Here is a 22983-nt window from a genome sequence, read left to right as displayed (position 1 = left end):
CAAATTTATAACTTCTGCGTCAGGATCACAAAATCACCCGGTTTTATCAATTCCACCGGCTCATTTCCTGCATCAAAAGTTAGGGTTTGCGTATCCCCCGGTTGCATCACCGGAAGGTTTAATATTTGACCACCATGTTTTACCTTATACCCCTTCAATGTATAAGCCGGGAAATCTGCACGTGATCTGATCCGCACTGTTAGTTTGCCGTTTTGTTTACTCACAATCTCTATCAGCGCAGGAGAGAATTCTTCCTGCAGGGTATAATAAGAATCCCGGCGTTGCCTGTCAGGACCTACAACACCCCATGACCTGTAACCATCTGGATTGGTTTGCGGGTAGCGACTGAGATAATCATTAAACGTCCAGATGGAAGCGCCGATCACGTAATCCGCTTTCCTGAAAGCGGCAATGGCATCTTTCAGGTATTTTATCCTGTCTGCTTCCGTTTTATTGCTGGTGGCCATGATGCCAAATTCACTGATGAAGACGGGTTTGTCGGGGTATAGTTCATGAATGTGTGCTACCCATTCTGCATGTTTGGCATATACATTCGCACTTACAAAATCAACATACTGAGATGCTTCGTCTTCTGGTTTTTTAATGTAATCCCTGAAAACAGTATAACTGGCAAAAGTGATCAGGCGGGTAGGATCGAGTGTCTTCGCAAATTGCTTCATGTCTCTCACCCATGCCAGCCCTTCTGGTTTGTAAGCGTAAAATTCATTCCCTAATGAATAGGCGATCACGGAAGGATGGTTCCAATCCCTTTCCACCATCTCTTTCATTTGCGATTTGAATTTCTCCCGGATCATGGGGTCTGCCATTTGTTTGGGGGTGAGTTGCCAGTTGCCCGCTTCTGTAATGATCAGCATACCATGTTTGTCTGCCCAATCCAGCAGGTTCTTTGAAACCGCATGATGCGCAATCCGGGAAAGTTCCATGCCAGAACTTTTGATGAGTGTTAAGTCCCGTTGCAACACACTATCGGGATCAAGAGACCCGGTGCCAGGATAATCTGCCGGCCGGTTGCAGCCACCCATTTTGATGGGATGTCCATTCAGCAGCAACTGTGCATTTTTCACTTCGATCTTCCTGATACCGAAATTACTTCTTATTGTATCTGCGCTGCCTATTACTTCTGCTGTATAGAGATAAGGATGATCGTGGTCCCATAATTGTACATCCTTTGCGGTTAGGTTGGCCAGCAAACCACCGCTTACCGGTTTAAAGCTAACTGCCAGTTTTTTATCCCCGCTGTACAGGTTAACGCGCGCACCATTTGTTCTGATGAATATACGTGCAGTACCTTTTTGCAGATCGGGTTCCGCTTCAATCTTGATATTACTTAAATAATCCGCAGGCCTGATCTGCAAAGCCACCGGTTTGGTGATCCCGCCATAATTGATCCATGGATAGAGTTGTGATGCATTGTCGCTGTAAGTGGTATCCCATGTTTTGGCACCGGGAATGGTAGTGGTATCCCAGGAGTTATCTACCCTTACAGATAAGGTGTTCTTTTGCTGAAGGTACTTGGTAACATCTACTGTAAAAGGAGTGTATCCACCTTCATGACTCCCAACCCTGGTGCCATTGAACCATATATCGCATTTATAAAAAACCGCATCAAAATTGATGAAAGCCTTATCAGTAGATTTGATCACCGGTGCATCGAACTTCCTGAAATACCATGCCGCACCGGTATAAAAGAAAAACCTTTTATCAACAGAATAAGAATGTGGCACCGTTACTTTATCCAGTTTGTTATCAGGAAAACCGGGAGCCGTCCATCCATGTTGTTCCCCGATCTTTAAAGGGTCCAGCGCAAAGAGCCAGCCGCCGTTCAGCGACTGTGCATAAGAAGAACCAGCCATTACCATCAACATCACCAAAAGAAAACATCTCTTCATCATTATCGTTTAAAAAACTTGCAATCTAATTTATCCGTTCCGGTTTGATAAGAGGCAATATACACACCTGCCGTACGATCTTTTATTTTAACAGTAAAATTTGATCTTCCTTTTTCTGCCACAAGCGCCTGCAAATACACGATCTTCCCGCTCCCGATGTTAACGATCTGCAGGAAGCCCTGCATCTTTTCTTTTGCATTGATCACTACCTGTAAGGTTTGTGGATCATTCAACGGCAGCACTTCTAAAGAACGGGAAGCTTTTTCCTCCGGAGCCAGAACAGCAACCTCATTGCTCATAAGAGACCCCGCCCCAATATAACTCGTATCCGGTGCCAGCGCAATACCCCTTATAAGTGTATTTGTAGCTGCTGTAGCTAACAGTACAACCGGCATACTGGCAAAACTGGCATTATAACCTGTAGTATCTAACACGGAAACTATTTCCCCGCCACCTGCTGTAGCACCACTGTTCTTACGCGTTGCATATAATACAACATGTGAGCCGGATTGTTCGCCGGTAAGTCCCCTGTAAGTATCTGTAATGCTACCGATTTTTCCGTTCAATACCCATGTACCTGCTACCAATGAATACTTGGATAATGCATTAGTACCTTCTTCCGCCACATACATTACATCCACACCAGCCACCGCTGAACTAAGGTCTGCCATATAAATCCCATACGGACTACCAGACGCAGTCGCAATACCCGGAAGGTTCGTCAACGTTTGCCCGGCTGTTTGAGGAAGCCCTGTTCCTATTTTTGCTATCCTGAAATTAGTAGCCGTAGTAGAACCATACAATTGATTATCGAAAATTTGCAGGCACCGCGCAGTTTGCGTAGCCAGTGCCACAGAACTGAGCGATCCGATGGTGGCATATCTGATGCCATTATTTCCACCCGTCGTCCAGATGTCTGTACCATTGCTGGTAACAGCAGACCTTACCACTACACCGCTGAAAGTATTTAAGCCTGTTGTCGTATTGATGGTTCCCGCAGCATTGATAATACCTACCACCCTGTTCACCGTAGCACTGGCAGAAGTATTCACACTGGCCAATCCTGGTGTTGCATCATAACCTGCCAGCGCAAGGAAACGCCCATCAGGAGAACGGGAAAGATATCCTTCCGTATGATCTGTAGTGGACATCGATAGAGTAAATTTTTTATTCAGACCGATGGCCGCTACCGGCATAGGGATACTTCTCACCAATACACCCGCAGTAGTATATTCGTCCAGGAAAACCGGCTGTGCATTACCAGCCACCAATGCGGCTGCACCATTTCCAATCCTTGTCACCACAATATTTCCTGCAGTGAAGGGAGGATAATCCAGCAAAGGTTCTACATGTAATACATTGGAATTTCCACCACTGCCAACAGGAATAAAAGTTGTATCCGTAGTCAGCAATAATTTATCACAGCGTGCAAAATTCTGCGAACTGTCAAAGATCTTGATCGTCACATTACCGGCAGGTAAATAGAAAAGCCCACCATTCTGCCAGGCATAACCATTGATGCCATGTGTGCCAAATTCCCCCGCTACCAGTTGTCCATTCACAAACACTTTAAACTTCCTTGTTCCAGGCCCGGTAGTAAAGTCCCTGGCCCGCACCCATAATTTATAAGTGCCCGCAGAATCTATCCTGATAGTGGTCGTGGCTGTTAGTTCACTGCTGTCCCTTCCCACTACTTTGGAAGTAAAACCCTTCAGCACCGTAGCATTTTCATCCAGTTCCTTCGTCCAGTTCTTAGGGTCTTTAAAATCTTCTGCTTCTATCCACAGGTCTTTTCCGCTGGATTGAATGGGTAATTTTAATGAATCTAAATAAGCGATGAAAGCAGTTTTCCGGGTGTTGTAATTGGCAGGAGATATTTCATAACAGCGCAGGTAATCAAAGAATGTGGTACCGGAGTCTGTGGCATTGGGTTTAGTGGCAATGCCGGATAACCACAGATAGATATCATGTGTGGGCAGTTTTCTGGTGTCGATCGTTTTTACAAGGTTGCCGTTGTAAAAGTAATTGAGATAGTCCGGTGTGTATTCAAAACCGAAGGTATTGTAAGAGGTGGTAAGGTTCTCCGAAACAGTTCTGTAATCCCTGTTGGCGTTGCCTTGAATGGGATACCATTGAATGGTGCCATAGGTATAATAGTTGCCGGCATAATCAGGATAATGCTCAAAGCAATCTATTTCAATTCTGGGCATCGTCTGACTGGCACCCGCGTTAGGATCATCAAAACCACAAAGCCAGGAAGTCCAGAAAGCCTCATGCCATCCGAATCCTCCGTCTATTTTCACACGTACTTCATAATATCCATAACGCCGGGGTGTTTTAGTGATAATACCGCCGCCGGTAAAATCCTTGCCCATATACGTTTCCTTCTTCAGTGCGATCCTGATCTTTCCACTATCCTGCGATACATTTTCAGATCGCTGGTAGCTGGCGCTACTCACCCCAATGCGGTATTTCCACATGGTGGTATCAAGCGTGCCTGTATTAAATTCATCTGACCAGGTAAGTGTATAACCTGAAGGAGCCTGCGCGTGGCTCTGTAATGCAAATAATAGCATCAGCGCAATTGGGAGTACAGTTTTTCTCATGGAAGTTCATAATGTGGTTAATTAAATTTGAACATTTAATTGTTGTAAACACCACATATGAGCGGGGAAATGGTTCTGGGAATGTTCCCATTGTGTGGGAATGCTCCCATTTAGACTGTTTGTAACGTTTCTTCCGGGGCTTTGGCTGTAGCAAATTCCAGCGCAAAACCGATCACCACCAAAGTACCACCTCCGGTTACATCTTCTTTTGTGATCGAAACACTGCCGGGAATATCTTCATTCATGATATGAATTCTCTCCGTTGTAAGATCACTGTTAGGGGTGGGGCTCACACCTGCTTTCTGCAACGCGATCAATTTGGCAGCTGCTCTGCCGATACCATTATCCTGTATGCTGAAAACCAGCTCATGGGCTGTGCAGTAGAATTTAATGCTGATCTCTCCATGCCGGTCGCTGTTCATGATACCATGGTAGAGTGAGTTCTCTACATAATGATATAACAATAACGGCGGGATCCTGATATCATTCACCGGTACATCTGCTGCTACCTGGAGATCATAACTGAACTTCCCGGTAAACCGTATCTGCTCCATGCCCAGGTATTGTTCCAGCATGAGGATTTCTTCTGCAATACTCACCGTACTTACATTGGCCTGTTGTATGATGAGCCGCATGAAGCGGGAAAAGCGGCCTACATATTTTAACGCAATGGATTTGTCTCCCTGGTTAATGTAGTACTGCATATGATTGAGGGAATTGAAAATGAAATGCGGGTTCATCTGCGCCTGCAATACTTTCATTTGCAGCTTCCGGTTCATCAGTTCTATTTCCCCATGTTGTCGGGTGATGATGCTGTTGCGTTGCATCAGCTGATCATTTAATCTTTTCTTTGTTCTGTAACGGTTGTACAACAACCCCGTCATGATCACGATCATCAATGCACCGGCGATGGAAATGTTCCGCATCATTTTCTGATGTTCCACCTGCAAAGCCGTTTCAATTAATCGTTGTGATACCAATTCCCTTTCTTTCGTTAAAAGTTCTATGTCTGCACTCTGCTGGGCTGTATCGTTGGTGCCTGGTCCATCCATAATGATCCGGCCTATTTCGCTGCCCAGGTATTTGGCCAGGAGGGAATCCGTTTTTCGCTTGGCGGCAAAACTCTGGAAGTATTCATTTACTACGGGCCCCCAGTCACTGCTTTTAGAAAAGATCCCCGCAAAACCCGGACGTTCCGTTACCAGGATATGCTGCCGTTTCACTTTGATCCCTTTCTGCAAAGCCACCACATAAATGGTGAGCGGAATGTAACCGAAACCATTCTGCCGGCCGGCTATTTTGCGCAGTACTTCATAATCATCATACTCGCTGTAAATGGTAAAGTTCTCGCGGGATTGTAATTTCCTGAGATCATCCTCCATCGTAGTATGCGCCATCGTGTAACCCTGCAGCATCCGGAGGTTATCCATGAATGGCTGAGGAGTGGAGTAAAGCGGTAATTCATTACTGGTAACGAGGATATTTAGATCAGGCATGTAAGGCGGCGTGAAATTCACTTCCTGCCTGCGCTCTGGTGTAATGGAGAAAAAAGACCAGCCGAAGATACCCGGCTCCTTATGGTTTTTGACTTTACTATAAATGCTTTCAAAACTTCCTGCATTCTCCCACCGGATGGTAAGATCATAACTGTATTTCTGTTTCACATACTTTACAAAGGACTCCATCAGCTCAAACTCCACACCCTGCAATTGCCCCTTGGGACTGGTATAAATGAAAGGATCGATATCATACCAAAAAGCAGTAATGGTACCCTTTCCTGCTTTTTGCACCTGTGCCCAACTATCACCTCCATTAACGCCTCCCGCAAAAGTCGGGAAGCCGGTAAAGAGAATAATAATGGTTATACGCAGGAGCCTTATCATATGAGCGTAAAAGTACTGAATAGGGGGGATTTATGCCTCCCCGGTTAATCTTTCCCTATTCCGGATTAATAAAAAGGCCTTCCCGGTTAACGGGACCGGGCAAGCCAAAAATAGCTGAAATTCCCCGCCAGTGCGGACTGTTAATCAAAAGGGCGCGTTTGTGAATCCGTTTCACCTATCCCTCTATCCGGCAAAAAAGCTGCTTTTCCTGTCCCCATCTTTGTGCCTCACCTCAGATAAAAACTTTTATGAAAACAGTATTTAAGACAATCTGCATCACCGTGGCCATGTTTGTAACGGGTTGCGAAAAATCACCTATTGGCGGTATCGGGGGTATCGGAAACCCCGGAAAAGAGAAAGTATTCAGTGCAAAGATATTCTATGATAACATGATCAAAGCCATGGAAGGAAAAACCGTCGGTTATGGATTTAGCATAGCACAGGATGGATCACTCTTTGGATCTCATGGAGGAGGTTATGCCCGCCTTGCCATTGACGCCCCTGAAACAAAATATGATGAGAAGACCCGCCAGGGCATTGGAAGCTGTTCAAAAACCATCACCGCTTTTGCCATCTTTAAAGCATTAGAGGCAAAAGGGTTGGATGAAACGGCAAAAATTGAACAATTCCTGCCTACAGGCTGGGTATTACCTGCTGCCAATAAGAACCTGAGGTTTGAAGACATTATGTCCCATAAAGCAGGCCTTTGGAACTTTGGCGGTGACTGGGCAGCACTGAAAAAAACAGTTGAAACCCCTAACAAAGGAACAGGCAATTATTATTATGATAATGTAAATTATACCCTGTGCCGTTTGTTGCTGGCTTATATAGTACACGACCGGAAATACATTGAAAGCTCCTTTGATCCTAACTGGCTCACTTGCGCTATGTACCTCGATTATGTACGTAATGAGATCTTTAAGCCCTGCGGTTTAGTAAGATGGGATAAGATCACGATAGGCCCATGGGCAGAAAATTCCACCGGTATCGATGATCTGCCAAGGAATATGACCCGCTATTATAATTTTTCCCAACCCTCGCTGAATGGAGTTACCAAATACACCACGCTTCTGGAAGCAGGCCCCGGCGGATTCTACATGAACCCAACAGAAGTTGCCCAAATAATAAACGCAGGAGAGCAGTATAAGATCGTGTCTAAACAAATGATGAAAGACATGAAAGAAAAGAAACTGGGTTTTGATGGCCAGGTGGCAGGTGCACGTGGAGCCTACGTATGGAAGAATGGTGACTGGGATGACGGGAACCCTACTTATCGTGGTATCTATACTGTGATCATGTGTTTCCCCAATAATGTACAGGTGGTATTTCACACCAATTCCCGCCAGACAAAAATTGGCAGCGATATACAAAAAGTAATGGCCAAAGCATATGATAACGCCTGGTTCTAAATTTTAAAAAGAGAAGCCCTGCTACTATGCAGGGCTTCTCTTCATTAAATATGAGATGGCGCAACGCCATAAGCTTTTTTAAACGCAAATGAAAAATGCGATAGGTCCTTAAACCCCACTTCCGTATACACATCAGATGAACGCCAGCCTTTTTCCTTGATCAGGTAATAAGCATCATTCAATCTTTTCTGTTGCAGCCATTTGTTAGGAGAAGTATGAAAGATCTTTTCAAAATCCCTTTTGAAAGTAGCCAGGCTTCTGCCGGTTAAGTACGCAAAACGACTGGTATCCACATTGAACTTATAGTGCTCGTTCATGTATGCCTCCAGGTCAATTTTCCCCGGCGCGCTGAAATCAAACAGCACATCCTTTAATGCCGGGTTCGTTTCCAGGAGTACCATGATGGCTTCCTTCACCTTTATCTTCGTGAGGATAGGATTGAACTCACTTTGGCCATCAATGTAGGGCTTTAAAGAATCGATGTAATTCTTAAATAGCCCGTTCGGTTTCAGGATGAATGCCCCGTCGCCGGAATAGGGCGGGGTTGTTTTTAAGTTTTGTTCCGCACTGATCTCATGTAAGGTATCCTGGTCCAGGAAGATGGAAACAGACCTGAACTCCCCGCCGGGAGGAGGTTGTTTAATAAATCGCGCCAATTGATTTTTCCTGAAAAAACTGAAGGTCCCTTCCGTGAGGCTATACGTCTTGCCACTCATCGTAATGTCCAGCGTGCCGGACAACTGGTACCCGAACACATGCTCGGGTACAAATTGTTCGCCTTCCCTGTTCCTGTGTGTGTAACAGGAGTACAGTATCGGTGGCCTTTTATCTTTTTCCTGCACTGGCATATGCTTCCAAAGTTAAATGATTTTAGTGCTTCTTCGCAAAGAGCGTTTTGCCGAGTTCTGTATCCATGAGATTCACCGCTCCATCGTGATCTGTAGAAGTACTCACGGCCAGCCATTTTTCCATTTCTGCTTCTCTTTCTACAAAGCCCATTTTAAGAAGCCCGATCGCTTCACTGCCCAAAACCAAATGTACAGGCGGCGCGGGATTTTCCACCAGTTCGATCATAGCTTTCGCTGCTTTTGCCGGATCACCCATAGGAACATAATCGCCTTTTCTGAGGAAGTCTTTTATCCAGTCTACCGTGGTTTCATAACCTTCCACATGTTCTGCGTAGGTCATGGAATCTCCACCCCAGTCTGTTCTGAATCCACCCGGTTCCACAGAAGTTACGTGGATACCCAGGGGCGCTACTTCTTTTGCCAGCCCTTCGCTAAAACCACCCAAGCCAAATTTGGCTGCCTGGTAAATAGAAATCCCTGCGTTACCTACACGGCCGCCAATAGAACTGATCTGTAAAATACGCCCGGAACGTTGTTTACGCATGTAAGGTAAAACTGCGCGGGTCACTTCAATAGGGGCGTAGAGGTTTGTTTCCAGCTGACTGCGTACCTGCTCATCTGTATAAGCTTCCGTAGCACCCGTGATACCAAAACCAGCATTATTCACCAGCACATCTATCTTCCCGAAATGCGCGATAGTATCTGCCACCGCCTGGTGTATTTGTTTTTGTTGCGTAACATCCAGCTGAATAGCCAGGATCTGTTGAGGGTATTTTGCTACGAGGTCATTTAACTGTTCCGGTTTCCTGGCAGTAGCTGCCACCAGATCTCCTTTTGCCAGTACTGCTTCTGTGAGACTGCGTCCCAGTCCTCTTGAACTACCTGTGATAAACCAAATTTTTGCCATTTTCTTTACATTTTTATAATGCAAAGTACGGGAGGTTTGGGGTAGCAAACTTTGTTAGATGGCTCAAATTTATTTGTTGGGAGGCTCATCATTTTGAAGAGTGAACCGGGCTATTAGAAGGTTTAGGAAGCATAAACTTTAACGACTGCACCATTTCTTCAGCAACACTTTCCCATTCGTCCCTTAATCTGATGACACAATTAAAACTTCCGATCGTAAACTTTCCATTCAATGAAAACATAAACATCAGGTTATAGATCTTCGTATCTGCAGCCTGAGAAATAAACCTGACTACATATACATTCTTACCATTGATGGTACTCCTTGCAGTAGAGAGCGTTTCATATCCCATAGTTTTAGCCACCTGCTCTACAGTAAGACTGGCGTTTTTAAATACATCTTTTTCTGCCAGTGGCTGATTGGTTATTTTGAAAACCAGGTTCACCCTTGCCGCTGAATCAGAATATACTTCTGTCGGCGGGTTCTTGGGGTATTTGAAATTTTTGATCCTTTCTTCGAGTATGTAGAACTCAGCCGGCATTTTAATTTCAGCCGCATTGGATAATACACGTCTGTATGCAAGCTGGGCATTAGCATGTTGACAAACAACACAAAAAGTGAATAGTAGAAGGAACTGTTTCATGAGGGGATAAATGTAAGATAAAATTCCCTTTTGTTAGCTACCCGGCACGTTTTCTGGCAATAACCGGAACCAAAAACGCACATAGTAATCCCGTCACAAAATGCATAGGTATATCCATTATCCTGAATTCCGGCGGAACTGCCGATCCATCACTTAATGTTGGATGCCCCATTACACTCAGCACCGTGACCACAACTATAAAACCATATCAGGTTGATGGTAGCTGCGATGCTGGCTGTAATGAGCCAGGCCTTCAGGATTGTTTTCATATAAAAGAGGTAGAATGATCTTTTGCAAAATCATAAATGTTTCTTCCCGGCTTTCCTAAGATCTCCGCCACATGAGTAGAGAACAGTTTTTCCGCAGCACCAGATCCCTGGCCCATTTCAACGAGCAGGTTCATCTGAACGGCCCATTCCGGAAACCCTGCTTTTTCCATTCGTTCCTTTCCTTCTTCCGGGGTTTGAGGGATGTACCTGACGGTTTCGCCAATGGCTTCGCTGATAGCAGTTGCCACATCATAATAGCTTACAGGCGCAGGCCCGGAAAGGGGAATGATCTTATTGACATGCGTTTTGGGATCAGTCAGTAATGTAAAAGCTACTTCTCCAATATCTCTCGTATCTGTAAACGCTTTCTTCCCATTACCCGCTACGGCATAGATCCTCCTTTCTTTTCTGACACTGCTGGCGAGGGCGCCCAGCCAGTTCTGCATGAAAGTCTGTGGCTGCAAGCTGTTCCAGCTGATGCCGGAATTGCGGAGATATTCTTCTATCTGCCAATGCACCTGACCTGTTCTGTCTTTTGATGTGGGAGACGCACTGGGGGTGGACAGTTTTACAATGTATTCCACATCCAGTTTTTTGGCGGTATCAATGATCTTACACTGCGCTTCAAACATATCTCCTGTTACAGCCGTGTTGAGGAACAGTTTTTTAGTTCCTGCCGGTATATTATTTTCTACCCAGTTTACATATGGCAATGCAACTGACCTCGAAAGATCGCTGGTGACTGCATTGCAGGGAATGCCGGCTGCAGAAAAGAATCGTATGATCTCGCTACCTGCTTTGCCTGTTGCGCTTAAGATGGTGAACATAGTAATATTATTTAGTCGCCTAAGTATATGGATAAAAAAAAGCTATTTCAAATTCGTGAGTACCTGTTGCAGCAGTTCGCGCAGCGTACTTTCCTGTTTTTCTGTTAAACCTTTTGTGGTGAGTGTTTCCATCGTTTTCCAGACTTTGGATATCTTGGTCAATGCTTCCTTCCCCTTAGGCGTGAGGTATATCCTGGATGTCCGTTTGTCATTGGCATCTTTCTCCTTTTTAATAACCCCGGATGTTTCCATGCGGTCTATCATACTGGCGATAGTGCCATGCTGGATGCACAGTTTCTCCACCAGCGAAGAAACCGTCTGGCCATCTTCAATGCTCAGGTGATAAAGCAAGGCATCCTGCCCGGAATGGATCTCCGCTTCAGACAACAAAGCATTGCTTTTATTCCTCCGCAGCTTGCAGATCTGGATCAGCAAATTGCCGATAGAGTTATTTTGGGCGCTCTGTTTTATCATGGAATACAAATATAGGGAAATATACTTAGCCGCCTAACTATATTTCTTATTTATCCACCTCAAACTCCGTCCTGCGATTCTCCTGATGCTGTGCCTCCGTACAGGAAACCCCATCAACACAACCATTCACCGGTTTCTCTTCTCCATATCCTCTCGCCGTCATCCTGCTTTTAGCAATCCCTTTTGCCACCAGGTAATTCACTGCTGCCTGCGCTCTTTTCTGTGACAGCGCCAGGTTATAAGCCTTTTTGCCCCTGGCATCCGTATGCGCATTCAATTGAATATGGATCTCTGGTTTTTCATTGAGCAAAGCAGCCAACTGATCCAGGTCCCTGGCAGCATCTCGCTTAATAGTAGCTTTGTCGAAATCATAATAAATGATCAGGCGAATGGGTTGCTCCACAGGCAACGGGTCCGGTAATTTTGTAGGCGAGTCCTCTTTAACAACTGCAACCGGTGGCTGTTCTTCCTTTTTCACTTCCTCATACCGGTAAATATCATCATTCCCTTTTCCACCCATCCGGTTAGAAGTAAAATACCCTTCAGAAAAATAAAGATCATCTGCTGAACTATTCAGTGGAGCTCCAACATTCACCGGTTGCCCATTTTCAACCCGGTAAATATCTAAGCCACCCATACCAATATGTCCATCTGAAGAAAAATAAAATGTACCATCCTCATCTATATACGGACTCCTTTCCTGCCCCGCCGTATTCACCCCATTACCCATTTTAACAGCATCTCCCCAATTATTATCTCCCAATCTTTCACTGTAATAAATATCCGTACCACCTGTAGTGCCCGGCATGTCTGAAACAAAATACAGGCGTTTTCCATCCGGCGTAATAAACGGATCACCTACAGAATACAATAATGAATTGTTATAACGGAAGGGAACAGGTGCGCTCCAAACACTGGTGTCTGTTGCCCTGCTCACAGAATATGTTTCTATATAGATGCTGTAGGCGCTATCCCTGGAAAGGAATTTGCGTGGCTTCTTTGCAAAGTGGGTTTGGGAAAAGAACATTTCCAATCCGTCTTTTCGGAGGGAGGGCATACCGGTGTGATAAGCTTTACCAAAATATATAGGTGTAGCAGCACTGTCTTTTCCTTGATACAACTGCAGGTAATTATTGTCCGTCCAGCCATACTGATCTGTGCGTACGGGATTACCATTAGAGAATTTGAGGAAATGTTTTTTGCGTGAACCAGTTGGCCTGTCTGAAACCCAGAATAACTGATCTCCTTCTTTCAAGGCACCCCAGTCTGTATAAGCACTATTGAGGTTAGATGCATTTGTTACGATAGATGCCTGCGGAGATTGCAACCACAACGTGGCAGAATCACAGGAAACCAGCAGCCTGGTGAGTTCGGCTGCTGGTATGGGGTTTCCAGACATTGTAAGACAACGGGAGAATTGTTCCTTCGCAGATGCGTATTTACCATTTTGTTGTAACGCTAATCCATAGTAATAAACATCAGTTGCTGTTGCTTCCGGCAAAACGGCCAGTTTGCCATACCATGTTTCAGCGGCCCGATAATCCCGCAGTTGCCGGTAAGCGTTGGCTGCTGCACGCGCATTGGCAGCAGTAGCACGTTTGTTGTAAGCTTTTTCATATAAGGCAGCAGCGGCAGCATAATGATATACTTCCTGTTGGGAAGCTGCCCTGCGGGTAATATACTGGCCAACTGAAGAAATATACGCAAGCAGAAAGCAACATACAATTATAGATAACTTCATGAGTTTGTCCGTTTAGATGAATCAGAAGTACCGGGGTGTAAGCATCCTTGCTTTCCGGGGGGTAAAGAAATAACCAAGCGATATTTCATGCGAACCATAATTATAATCTCCCAGTTGATTTAGCGGGATATCATAGCCATAACCGATCCTTAATTTCTGCGCAACATAGATCTCCGCCAGCATCACAAACGCAGCCGGTTTTTTCAACGCAGGGTCCAGGTCTTTTTTCTTGATCACATTAAAGGCCGTTCTGTAAGAAGCACCTATCCAGATCTTTTCCACGATCAGGAGGAATGCATTCAGATCAAGACTCCCGGGCCCTGCAAAATCTTCTTTCCACATGAAAGAAGGTTTCAGCAGGAAGCTTTCTGAAAGCGGCACCAGTCCGCCTGCGGTGAGATACATGTGCATCTTTTTCTCCGGGAAGTAATGTTCGGGGTCTTTATTTTCATGCATATAATGTACGAGGATGTTATCTACAGAAAGCCCTGCATAGATGCGGTCTGTGCTATAATAGATCCCTGCCCTTGCATCCGGCAGCAGGATAGATCTGCGCTGGTTGAGTAATACAGGGTCTGCTGCATCGTTCGGGTCCAGCTTGCTGCCATTCAGTTGATAGTTCACAATACCTGCGCCGATGCCTAATGCCAGGCGCCCTCCTTTATCAGGATCACCAATCGGGATGCGGTAGGAATAGTTTAAATAAGCCATGGTGTTGGATTCTGCACCTATCTTGTCGCTCATCAGCTGGAGTGCCAGGCCTACTCTTTCATTATTGGCCGTGGCATCTGCTGCAAAAGAGAATGTTTGTGGTGCGCCGTCCAGTCCTGTCCACTGGTTACGGTAGAATGCAGAGAGATTGAGTTGTTCCCGGTATCCTGCATAAGCCGGATTGATGTAGATGCCGTTGAACATATACTGACTGAACTGTGCATCCTGCTGCGCCCGGGCGGAGAGGTTGATCAGTACGATACTTGCAAACGTGATAAAATATGCTTTCATGTTGCGTTGCTTTATAAGTTATGGGATCATCTGTTGATCATGAGATACCCTTTGAGATCATGTTGTTTTCCTTCCCTGTCCGTTAACTTGATGATGTAGAAATAAGTGCCTTCCGCGAGGCCGTTGCCCGTCCAGTCGTTAGCGTAGTTCCGTTTTTCATAAACATGATTACCCCAGCGGTTGATGATCGTTAATTGGTTCTGCGGATAGAGTTCCAGTCCTTTGATCACAAAGCGGTCATTGTATCCATCTCCGTTTGGCGTGATCACATTGGGTATTTTCAATCCCACAATTTCCTTGGACACTACGGAAGTATTATTAGCAGGTGTATTGTCTGTTTGGCCGGAGGCAATGGTAACGGTATTCTGCACTACGCCTAATTGCGTAGGCTTCACGGTGATCGTGAGGGTGTTGGTAGTATTAGGGGGCAGCGTCGGAATGTTCCAGGTTACAGTACTTGTACCGGTTACAGTACCTGCAGTTGCATTTGTACTCACTACTTCCACTGTAGCTGGCAGTACATCTGTCACTACAACATTTGTAGCGGTGCCCGGTCCGTTATTACCTGCTGTGATCGTATAATCAAATGGATCGCCAATGCCTGCCGGTTTGTTATCTGCAATTACTGTTACTACAACATCTGCTACCGGAGCAGTGACAGTGATCGTGAATGTGGTATTCACTGTACAATTACCACCACTAGTATAAGCGTAAGTGATAGTATGTGTACCAGCGCCTGCAGTAGCAGGATTAAAGTAGAATCGGCCGGCTTCAGCTACTACACCAGTTCCGGTGAAAGTACCACCGGTAACATTGCCGGTGAGTTCACGTCTTGGATCAGCGGCGAGCATATCCACCGTACTGCTGGTCACCTGCAATGTTGGTTTCGCAAATACCGTAACAGTTAAAGAAACACGCGGACTTTCACAACCGCCGGCATTTGTTTGTGAAGCCCAGTAGGTAGTAACACCAGCTGTTGTAGTAAGTGGTGTAACAGGAGATGGAAGCGCCGGACCACCCGTTCCCGCATTATACCATTTGATGTTTGTGCCTGTAGCAGTTAGTGCAGCAGCAACATCTCCCTGGCAGTAAGTAATGTTTGCAACGCCCGGAGCTGCTGGTATTGCGGGTTGTGCGTTTATTATTACTTGTGTGGATGGAGAAGTACAACCGGCTGTGTTCCTCGCTGTTACCTGATAAGTACCAGGAGCAACATTCGTAAACGTACCAGAAGCACTATAATCCGTTCCATTGATAGAATAGGTTATCCCTGCAACTGAAGTCACAGTAATAGTCCCGGTAGCCACAGCACAAGTTGGTTGCGTTGGAGTCGCAACTGGCACAACAGGAGTTACAGGTTGTGCATTGATAATTACTTGCGTAGCTGTAGAAGTACAACCATCAACATTTCTCGCTGTCACCTGATATGTCCCAGGAGTTACAGTAAACGGCCCCGCAGAATAATCGGTTCCATTGATTGAATATGTCAACCCAGCCACAGGGGTCACAGTAATTGTTCCCGTAGAAACAGCACAAGTTGGTTGCGTAGGAGTAGCAACCGGTGCAGCAGGAGTTAAAGGTTGTGCGTTAATTACAACTTGCGTAGCAGTAGAAGTACAACCATCAGCATTCCTCGCTGTTACCTGATAAGTCCCAGGTGTTACAATAAATGGCCCCGCAGAATAATCCGTTCCATTAATAGAATACGTTAACCCAGCCACAGGAGTCACAGTAATTGTCCCCGTCGCCACCGCACAAGTTGGTTGCGTAGGAGTAGCAACTGGCGCAGCAGGAGTTACTGGTTGTGCATTAATTACAACTTGTGTAGCTGTAGACGTACAACCATCAACATTCCTCGCCGTCACCTGATATGTCCCGGCAGCAACATTCGTAAACGTACCAGAAGCCCCATAATCCGTTCCATTAATAGAATACGTTAACCCAGCCATAGGAGTCACCGTAATAGTCCCAGTCGCCACAGCACAAGTTGGTTGAGTAGGAGTAGCAACCGGTGCCGCAGGAGTTACTGGTTGTGCATTAATTACAACTTGTGTAGCTGTAGACGTACAACCATCAACATTCCTCGCCGTCACCTGATATGTCCCGGCAGCAACATTCGTAAACGTACCAGAAGCAGAATAATCGGCTCCATTAATAGAATACGTCAACCCAACCACAGGAGTCACCGTAATAGTTCCAGTTGCCACAGCACAAGTTGGTTGCGTAGGAGTAGCCACTGGTACAGCAGGAGTTACAGGTTGTGCATTGATGATCACCTGCGTAGCCGGAGAAGTACAACCAGCCACATTCCTCGCTGTCACCTGATATGTGCCGGGAGTAACCACAAAAGGCCCGGCACTATAATCCACCCCATTAATAGAATAAGTCAACCCAGCCACAGGCGTCACAGTAATAGTCCCAGTCGCCACAGCACAAGTTGGTTGAGTAGGAGTAACAACAGGCGCAGCAGGAGGAGGCGTAACCGTTATCTCAACAGCAACACTCGTTGAAGAACATCCAGAATTCACCACCCGCCTAAACCATGTAGTACTGCTTAAAGCAGCAGGTGCATAACCCTGTCCGTTATTAACACCCGCCGCCGCAGCAAATCCTACAATGTTATTGGTTGTACTGGATTCCCAGAGATACGTAAACGTCCCTGTTCCCCCAGCAGGAACACTTCCCGTCAATGCAGCCGGCACAGCACCAGGACAAATTTGCTGCGCCGCACTGACGGTATTATTAGTAACAGCGCTTCCAACTACAACAGTGTTGGAAACAATATTATTACAGCCAACACCAGAAGGCCCCGCATTACATTCCGCCAAAGCATCAACAGGTATAGGGATATCAGGATTCGTAGCATCAGGGTCTGTTACATCCGCTGTTCGCATAATATCTGCTGAGGTGGCAATACTCCCGGAGGAAACAGTCCCCGTTATCGTAAACACAATAGTACCACCATTACTCATCGTCAGATCAGCATGATATACCCCCGGTGTATTATTCACACCACTCAGTGTAACCGTACCGGTAGTAACAGAAAAAGTTACATTCACACCTGTAAGATTAAAAGGCCAACGGAAGTTAAATGGCGCATTCGTAACAGCACTCGGCCCATTATTCCGCACTTCCACTTCATAACTTGCCGTAGCGCCATCACAGAAAGTTGCAGCAGATGGTGTAATACGAACCACTTGAAGGTCCGCCTGCCCCACCACAAGATTCACCGTATTCAACAAAGGCGCACTGCTGATATAACTCCAGCTGTCCATCCCGTTATCATTCCCGAAATTCAAACTCCAGTTATGTCCGTTGGTAGCGCTGCTTTGCCCATCCAGATTACGTTTGGGGACAGAGGGCGTCCCGATGTCAGGTATATTATGATCATCCCAGAATAAAACATTATCCGGCGCATTCAAACCATTGATCCGTGTAACGATGATCCCTGTAGGATTTCGCTCTACATCCAATAAAGGAAAATGCACCTCTCCGCTAAAGAGTTCAATACGAATACTACCCGGCAGGAAAGTGGTACCACCAGGTACAGGATTCCCTTCGCCATCCAATGCATCCCATGCCACTATATTATTGCCGATCACTGCAAAGCCTGTCAGTAAACGATCACTCACATCTGTGAAGATCCCATTCTGATTCACATCTAAGCTGATCCTGTAAGAACCCGCCGCCGTAGAAGTAAAAGAAAAACTACCCCCTAATGGAGCCGCCCCCGATTGATTGGGAGTACCTTCTGTTCCCGTAAAAACAAAATTGCTCAACGTTGGAACAATAGGAGTAGTGAGCAACCAGGTGGGCCCGTCAGCTGTAGCCGCGGAAACAGGAAGATCTGTATTCGGAGCAGATAAGAATAATTTATACGTTACGTTGGTAGCATCATCCGCCAGCGTAGGATTGTGTACAGGAATAGTTCCTGCCGTAGTACCAATACCGGCAATACTCAGATAAGAAGCATCGCCGCTTGCATTTCTGAATCCTTTGTTATTCACAAAGAAATCAAAAGCAACACCCTGCATGCCATTTGCATTCACCGTATATTGATAACCATCCCGCGTGAGGATATTAAAGATGCCGTTGAAAGAACCAAACGTAGCGCCTACACTGGAAGTGATCGCGGCAAACATATTCATAAAAGCCCTGCCGCTCAGGAACGCAGTGTTGGCAGCGTTCCGCACACTCACATCAAATGCAGCAATATACCAGCTGTTGGGATTCTGTGTCCATGGATTATTTGCGGGAACAATAGGCGCTGTACCGCCTGCCACTGCAGGATTAGTAGGATTAAAGGTCAACACCCAAACCCCTGCCTGGCCTGCTCCCACCGTAACAATGTAAGGATTGTAGCCAGGGTCCACACCATTGGTAGTTAAACGGGGCCCGAGGGTTTCTTCGTTTCTGTCCTGAATTCTACCGATGGTAGTGCTGTTGCCGGAAGTACCGGTAGTTCCATCAGGTGCACGCCAGGTAATAGTTCCAACCCCAATGCCCTGCGCACTGGAACCCATGTAGATACTTTCACCCACATTGGCATACACTTTTATAATACCAAGATAGGGGAAGGGAAACTGATCAGTAACAACAGTACTGCTTCGCCAGAAAGCACGCGAGCCTCCGTTAGCGGTTAATTCCTTGCTGCCCTCTGCATGAACTTTTAGGGCACAGCAAAACATTAGTGCGGAGTAGACAAATACGCGCAGGGATACATGCATGATATGTACTGCTTGTGTAGACTGGGGGGCCAGACAACAGGTTTACCGTTTTGCACAAAGGAATAAACAGGGTAAGCGCATAAGCACGCTTTTACTGCAAAATTGGATAGGATATGAATTCGATTGCTTAGAGAGAATGAGGCTAAAATTTGCCTATGCTAATTTAGAATAAAATATTTGAATGCAGAAGATATAAGGATATATATAATTTGTAGCCATTTGTGTATCCGAATGCTACAGAACAGAAAAACATGTGGCACCATATACTGTAATATTATTTTACCAAAAGGCTTTGTTCGATACGGGTTCGATACGTGTTTGATATTTGTTCGTCCAGGCATCGCTTCAACAAAAGGCAATATAACATCAAAAAAAATCGACTCCTTTCACAGAACGCAAAAGGAGCCGATGGGGTTGTAGGAAAACTTTAGAAGAAGAAAGTGGTGTTTGCACCAAACGAAGCAGCACCTGTGGCAGTGCTCTCTTTTTTCATTACTCCATCTACAAAGATCTGTACTTTGATAGTGGCGTTGGCGCTGCCTGCTGTTCCTGTTGCTCCAAAGGAAACAGCTCTCGTACTGGCCGGCAGATCAAACTCTGCACTTTCCCATGTACCAACAGAGAGGTTGGAGATCGTTGTGTTTTCACCACTGGCAGCTATATACATCACCAGGTTAATAACGGAGCCGGAAGAAACTTCTGCTTTGTATTTGATCCTGTGACCGGTAGGAGTTGGGTTATCCCCTTTTCCTGAACATCCTGCAAAAACTAACATGCATAACAAGGCGGGGAATAACAATAGTTTCAATGAAAATTTCATGATCGATGATTTAAGTTAAATGGTGATTCAGTTTTTTATTTCTCTGCGGTGTAAAGTTACCGCCACTTGTGCCTGCCAGTCAATCCTGATAACGGGTATTTATTTCTACTGGTTTTTCGGTATATTTTTACTTTATTCGCTTAATTATCAATTGTTAAGTACCTTGTTTTTATGACCCGCTTCCTACTGATATTTTGTGTTTTCATATGCCTGGCCCCGTTATGCCATGCGCAGTTGCCTTTACTCAAAAAGGGGTATGCAGACAGCGTAACACAGGTACTGCAAAAGGAAACAAATGACAGCATAAAGGCCAAGCTCAATTTCATCCTGCTCTATTGCAATTTGGACGACAGTGCAAAAGCCGATCATCACCTCATGGAAGGCCGCCGCTATGGACAGAAATATCCCCTCATGCTGGCCCAATCTTATGCCCATGAAGGATATCTCTATTTCAATAAGGACATAAGCAGAAGTGAGGTAGCTTACCTGAAAGTAGATTCCATCCTGCAAAAAGACACGTCTAAGAATGGGTATCTTGTCCGCTCCAACGCCTGGCAGAATTATGCCGTGCTGCAACAGGTAAAAGATGATGATGCCACATTTGTAGACATCGTACTGAACAAAGCCATCCCCCTCGCTAAGTTGTCCGGAGACAGTGTGCTCCTCGGTTCTGAGTATACCAATGTGGCCCTGGCATTTACCAACACAGAGCAGTATGATAAAGCAGAAGAATATTTTAATGATGCCATCGCCATACTAAAATCAGCATCTAAAGAACACAGCCGGTTATTAATAGCCTATTACAGAGCAGGAGAGAACAAGATCAACCTGGGAAAATACGAAGAAGCAAAGATCATCCTGGATACTATGGCTGTACTTCTGGCTCCTTATCCGGAAACAGAGCTCTATGCAGGATATTACCTCGTAGAAGGACTTTATCATCATAAAATGAAACAATACGATTCCGCATTGATCAGTTATGATAAAGGCATAACATCCGCAGCCGGAGTGAACGGAAAATACAGGATAGATGAACTGGAACTCCTGAAGACAGAAACCCTCATAGAACAGAAGAGTTTTGCAAAAGCAAAAGAGTTATTATCACGGCTATCTAAGGATGAAAGCCTGATGGAAACTAACCTCAACCGCTTAAAAATATACGGAGGCCTTGCCGCATCCAACGCAGGCCTCAATAATTTCCAGCAGGCACATATCTGGTTGAAAAAGCACAGCGAGCTAAACGACAGCCTGCATCAAACACGACTGAAAAAAGACATCAATGCATTAGAAGTAAGATATAAGAATGCAGAAAGCCAAAAGGAGATCATGGCATTAAAAGCTAAAAATGAACAGGCGGCATTATCTTCCAAAAACGCCTGGCTCCTCACCACTTTACTCGCAACAGCCTGCATCTTCTTACTGGTAGTGATCATATTCGCCCTCTTATATTACAGGAGCCAGAAAAAACTAGCCGCAAGGAAGCTACAGGAGATCGAACAACAAAAGCAACTGGACGTAGCCAAAGCCATGCTGGATGGTGAAGAAAGTGAACGCAGAAGACTGGCACGCGACCTCCATGATGGCTTAGGGGGCATGCTGGCCGGCGTAAAAATGAACCTCTCTGGAACAGCTAATACCACACAGGATGAAAAGTTATTCCAGATCATTCACCAACTGGATAATTCCGTAAGCGAACTAAGAAGGATAGCCAGAAACATGATGCCGGAATCCCTGCTCAACTTCGGCCTGGAAACAGCGTTGAAAGATATGTGCGAATTAAACTTTGCACCAGGATTAGCCATCCGCTTTCAATCATTAGGCGTACAACCGGACCTGCCGGAGAAAACGCAGATCATCATTTATCGTATTGCTCAGGAGCTGTTAGCCAATGCCATCAAACATTCCGGCGCCAATGAAATAATGCTGCAATGCAGCCAGAATGAAAACATCTTCTACTTAGCCATTGAAGATAACGGCAAAGGTTTCGATCCAAAAGCCGCTGGCGGAAAAGGTCTCGGCTGGGATAACATCCGCAACCGCATAGAATTCCTGAAAGGGAAAATTGAAGTAGACTCCGTACCAGGAGAAGGCACCACTATTAATATTGAATTAAATGTCAGTGAATAAATTAGTTATTGTAGATGATCATCCTATTGTGGTACAAGGCCTGTCTACTTTAATACAGGCAGAAGAAGACCTGCACATTGCAGGTACCTTCACAACAGGAAATGCTTTCCTCTCATTCCTGAAAGAAGCAGAACGAATAGACATCGTACTGCTGGACATCACACTGCCAGACATCAACGGAGTAGAAGTATGTAAAGAAATAAAAAAGCTCTCCCCAGATACAAAAGTGCTGATCATCAGTAACCACAGCGAACGCAGCATCATCATGCAAATGCTGCAGCATGGCGCCAGCGGTTACCTGCTTAAAAATGCATCTTCGGAAGAACTGGTAAGATGTGTACATGATGTACTCGCCGGCAGGATTGCCCTCAGCGCAGAAGTAACTGCCATCATGACCCGCCCCTTACAGAATGAATTAAAAGACATCCCTCACCTAACCAAAAGAGAGATCCAGGTATTAAACATGATCGCCGCCGGCAGAACATCCGCCAGCATTGCAGATGAACTCTGCGTAAGCCAGTTCACCGTAGAAACCCACCGCCGCAACCTGATGCAGAAATTTGATGCAAGCAACACCGCCGCCCTGATCAAAATGGCTGCAGAGCAAAAGTTGCTGTAAATGATTTGAAAAGGCCCTTTCCTGCGCGACAAATTCTCAGTTCCCTTATGAGCCCTGGCGGCAGAGAGGGTGTTTTTTATTTAAGAGGAAGTGCCCCCTTTTTACCCCCCCCCCCAAAAAAAAAAGGCCCTTTCCTGCGCGGTATGGTCCCTACTAAAAAACACTCCCCAA

15 protein-coding genes are annotated in these 22983 nt (G+C 45.5%); 3 read left to right on the top strand and 12 right to left on the bottom strand.

Annotated features, from left to right (window positions below; genetic code table 11):
* Positions 1-5 precede the first annotated feature (5 nt).
* The 3 genes from GFS24_RS27645 to GFS24_RS27635 form a co-directional block, all read right to left on the bottom strand.
* Complete coding sequence (locus GFS24_RS27645) at positions 6-1910, bottom strand: glycoside hydrolase family 2 protein (RefSeq protein ID WP_173003218.1); 1905 nt, start codon at positions 1908-1910, stop codon at positions 6-8.
* A 2-nt stretch (positions 1911-1912) separates the two neighbouring features.
* Entirely contained in the window at positions 1913-4516 is a 2604-nt protein-coding gene (locus tag GFS24_RS27640; protein WP_153665526.1) for a family 16 glycosylhydrolase, read from the bottom strand.
* A gap of 110 nt (positions 4517-4626) precedes the next feature.
* Positions 4627-6399 carry a histidine kinase gene (locus tag GFS24_RS27635; protein ID WP_153665524.1) on the bottom strand — a complete coding sequence of 591 codons (1773 nt, stop codon included), beginning with the start codon at positions 6397-6399 and terminating at the stop codon, positions 4627-4629.
* A gap of 248 nt (positions 6400-6647) precedes the next feature.
* Between GFS24_RS27635 and GFS24_RS27630 the strand changes: the two genes are divergently transcribed.
* Entirely contained in the window at positions 6648-7808 is a 1161-nt protein-coding gene (locus tag GFS24_RS27630) for a serine hydrolase (RefSeq protein ID WP_153665522.1), read from the top strand.
* Between the two features lie 44 nt (positions 7809-7852).
* On the opposite strand, the gene GFS24_RS27625 is transcribed toward GFS24_RS27630, so the two are convergent.
* From GFS24_RS27625 to GFS24_RS27585, 9 genes are all read right to left on the bottom strand, one after another.
* Positions 7853-8656 carry an AraC family transcriptional regulator gene (locus GFS24_RS27625; RefSeq protein ID WP_153665520.1) on the bottom strand — a complete coding sequence of 268 codons (804 nt, stop codon included), beginning with the start codon at positions 8654-8656 and terminating at the stop codon, positions 7853-7855.
* A gap of 22 nt (positions 8657-8678) precedes the next feature.
* Positions 8679-9563, bottom strand: coding sequence for an oxidoreductase (locus GFS24_RS27620; protein WP_153665518.1), 885 nt, complete (start codon positions 9561-9563; stop codon positions 8679-8681).
* 88 nt (positions 9564-9651) lie between these two features.
* On the bottom strand, positions 9652-10206 hold the full coding sequence (locus GFS24_RS27615; RefSeq protein WP_153665516.1) for a hypothetical protein: 555 nt from the start codon (positions 10204-10206) through the stop codon (positions 9652-9654).
* Between the two features lie 265 nt (positions 10207-10471).
* Entirely contained in the window at positions 10472-11302 is an 831-nt protein-coding gene (locus GFS24_RS27610; protein WP_153665514.1) for an NmrA family NAD(P)-binding protein, read from the bottom strand.
* Positions 11303-11344: 42 nt separating this feature from the next.
* Positions 11345-11776 (bottom strand): MarR family winged helix-turn-helix transcriptional regulator, encoded by a 432-nt coding sequence (locus GFS24_RS27605; protein WP_153665512.1) that lies wholly within the window; start codon positions 11774-11776, stop codon positions 11345-11347.
* A gap of 46 nt (positions 11777-11822) precedes the next feature.
* The gene (locus GFS24_RS27600; protein WP_153665510.1) at positions 11823-13517 is read right to left on the bottom strand and encodes an OmpA family protein; all 1695 of its coding nucleotides are present in this window, start codon (positions 13515-13517) and stop codon (positions 11823-11825) included.
* 21 nt (positions 13518-13538) lie between these two features.
* Positions 13539-14519, bottom strand: a complete 981-nt coding sequence (locus GFS24_RS27595) for a type IX secretion system membrane protein PorP/SprF (protein WP_153665508.1) — start codon at positions 14517-14519, stop codon at positions 13539-13541.
* A 26-nt stretch (positions 14520-14545) separates the two neighbouring features.
* The gene (locus tag GFS24_RS27590) at positions 14546-19246 is read right to left on the bottom strand and encodes a gliding motility-associated C-terminal domain-containing protein (RefSeq protein WP_153665506.1); all 4701 of its coding nucleotides are present in this window, start codon (positions 19244-19246) and stop codon (positions 14546-14548) included.
* A 427-nt stretch (positions 19247-19673) separates the two neighbouring features.
* Positions 19674-20066: a hypothetical protein gene (locus GFS24_RS27585; RefSeq protein ID WP_153665504.1), complete on the bottom strand. Its 393-nt coding sequence runs from the start codon at positions 20064-20066 to the stop codon at positions 19674-19676.
* Between the two features lie 171 nt (positions 20067-20237).
* Here GFS24_RS27585 and GFS24_RS27580 point away from each other — a divergent pair, with 171 nt between their 5' ends.
* Both GFS24_RS27580 and GFS24_RS27575 read left to right on the top strand, forming a co-directional pair.
* On the top strand, positions 20238-22193 hold the full coding sequence (locus tag GFS24_RS27580; protein ID WP_153665502.1) for a sensor histidine kinase: 1956 nt from the start codon (positions 20238-20240) through the stop codon (positions 22191-22193).
* A complete protein-coding gene (locus GFS24_RS27575; RefSeq protein WP_153665500.1) occupies positions 22180-22812 on the top strand; it encodes a response regulator transcription factor in 633 nt (210 codons plus the stop codon). Before GFS24_RS27580 ends, GFS24_RS27575 begins: the two co-directional genes overlap by 14 nt.
* Positions 22813-22983 lie beyond the last annotated feature (171 nt).

Origin of the sequence: Chitinophaga sp. SYP-B3965 (assembly GCF_009647655.1) — a bacterium.
GTDB lineage: Bacteria > Bacteroidota > Bacteroidia > Chitinophagales > Chitinophagaceae > Chitinophaga.
This window is presented reverse-complemented; position numbering and strand designations above follow the sequence as displayed.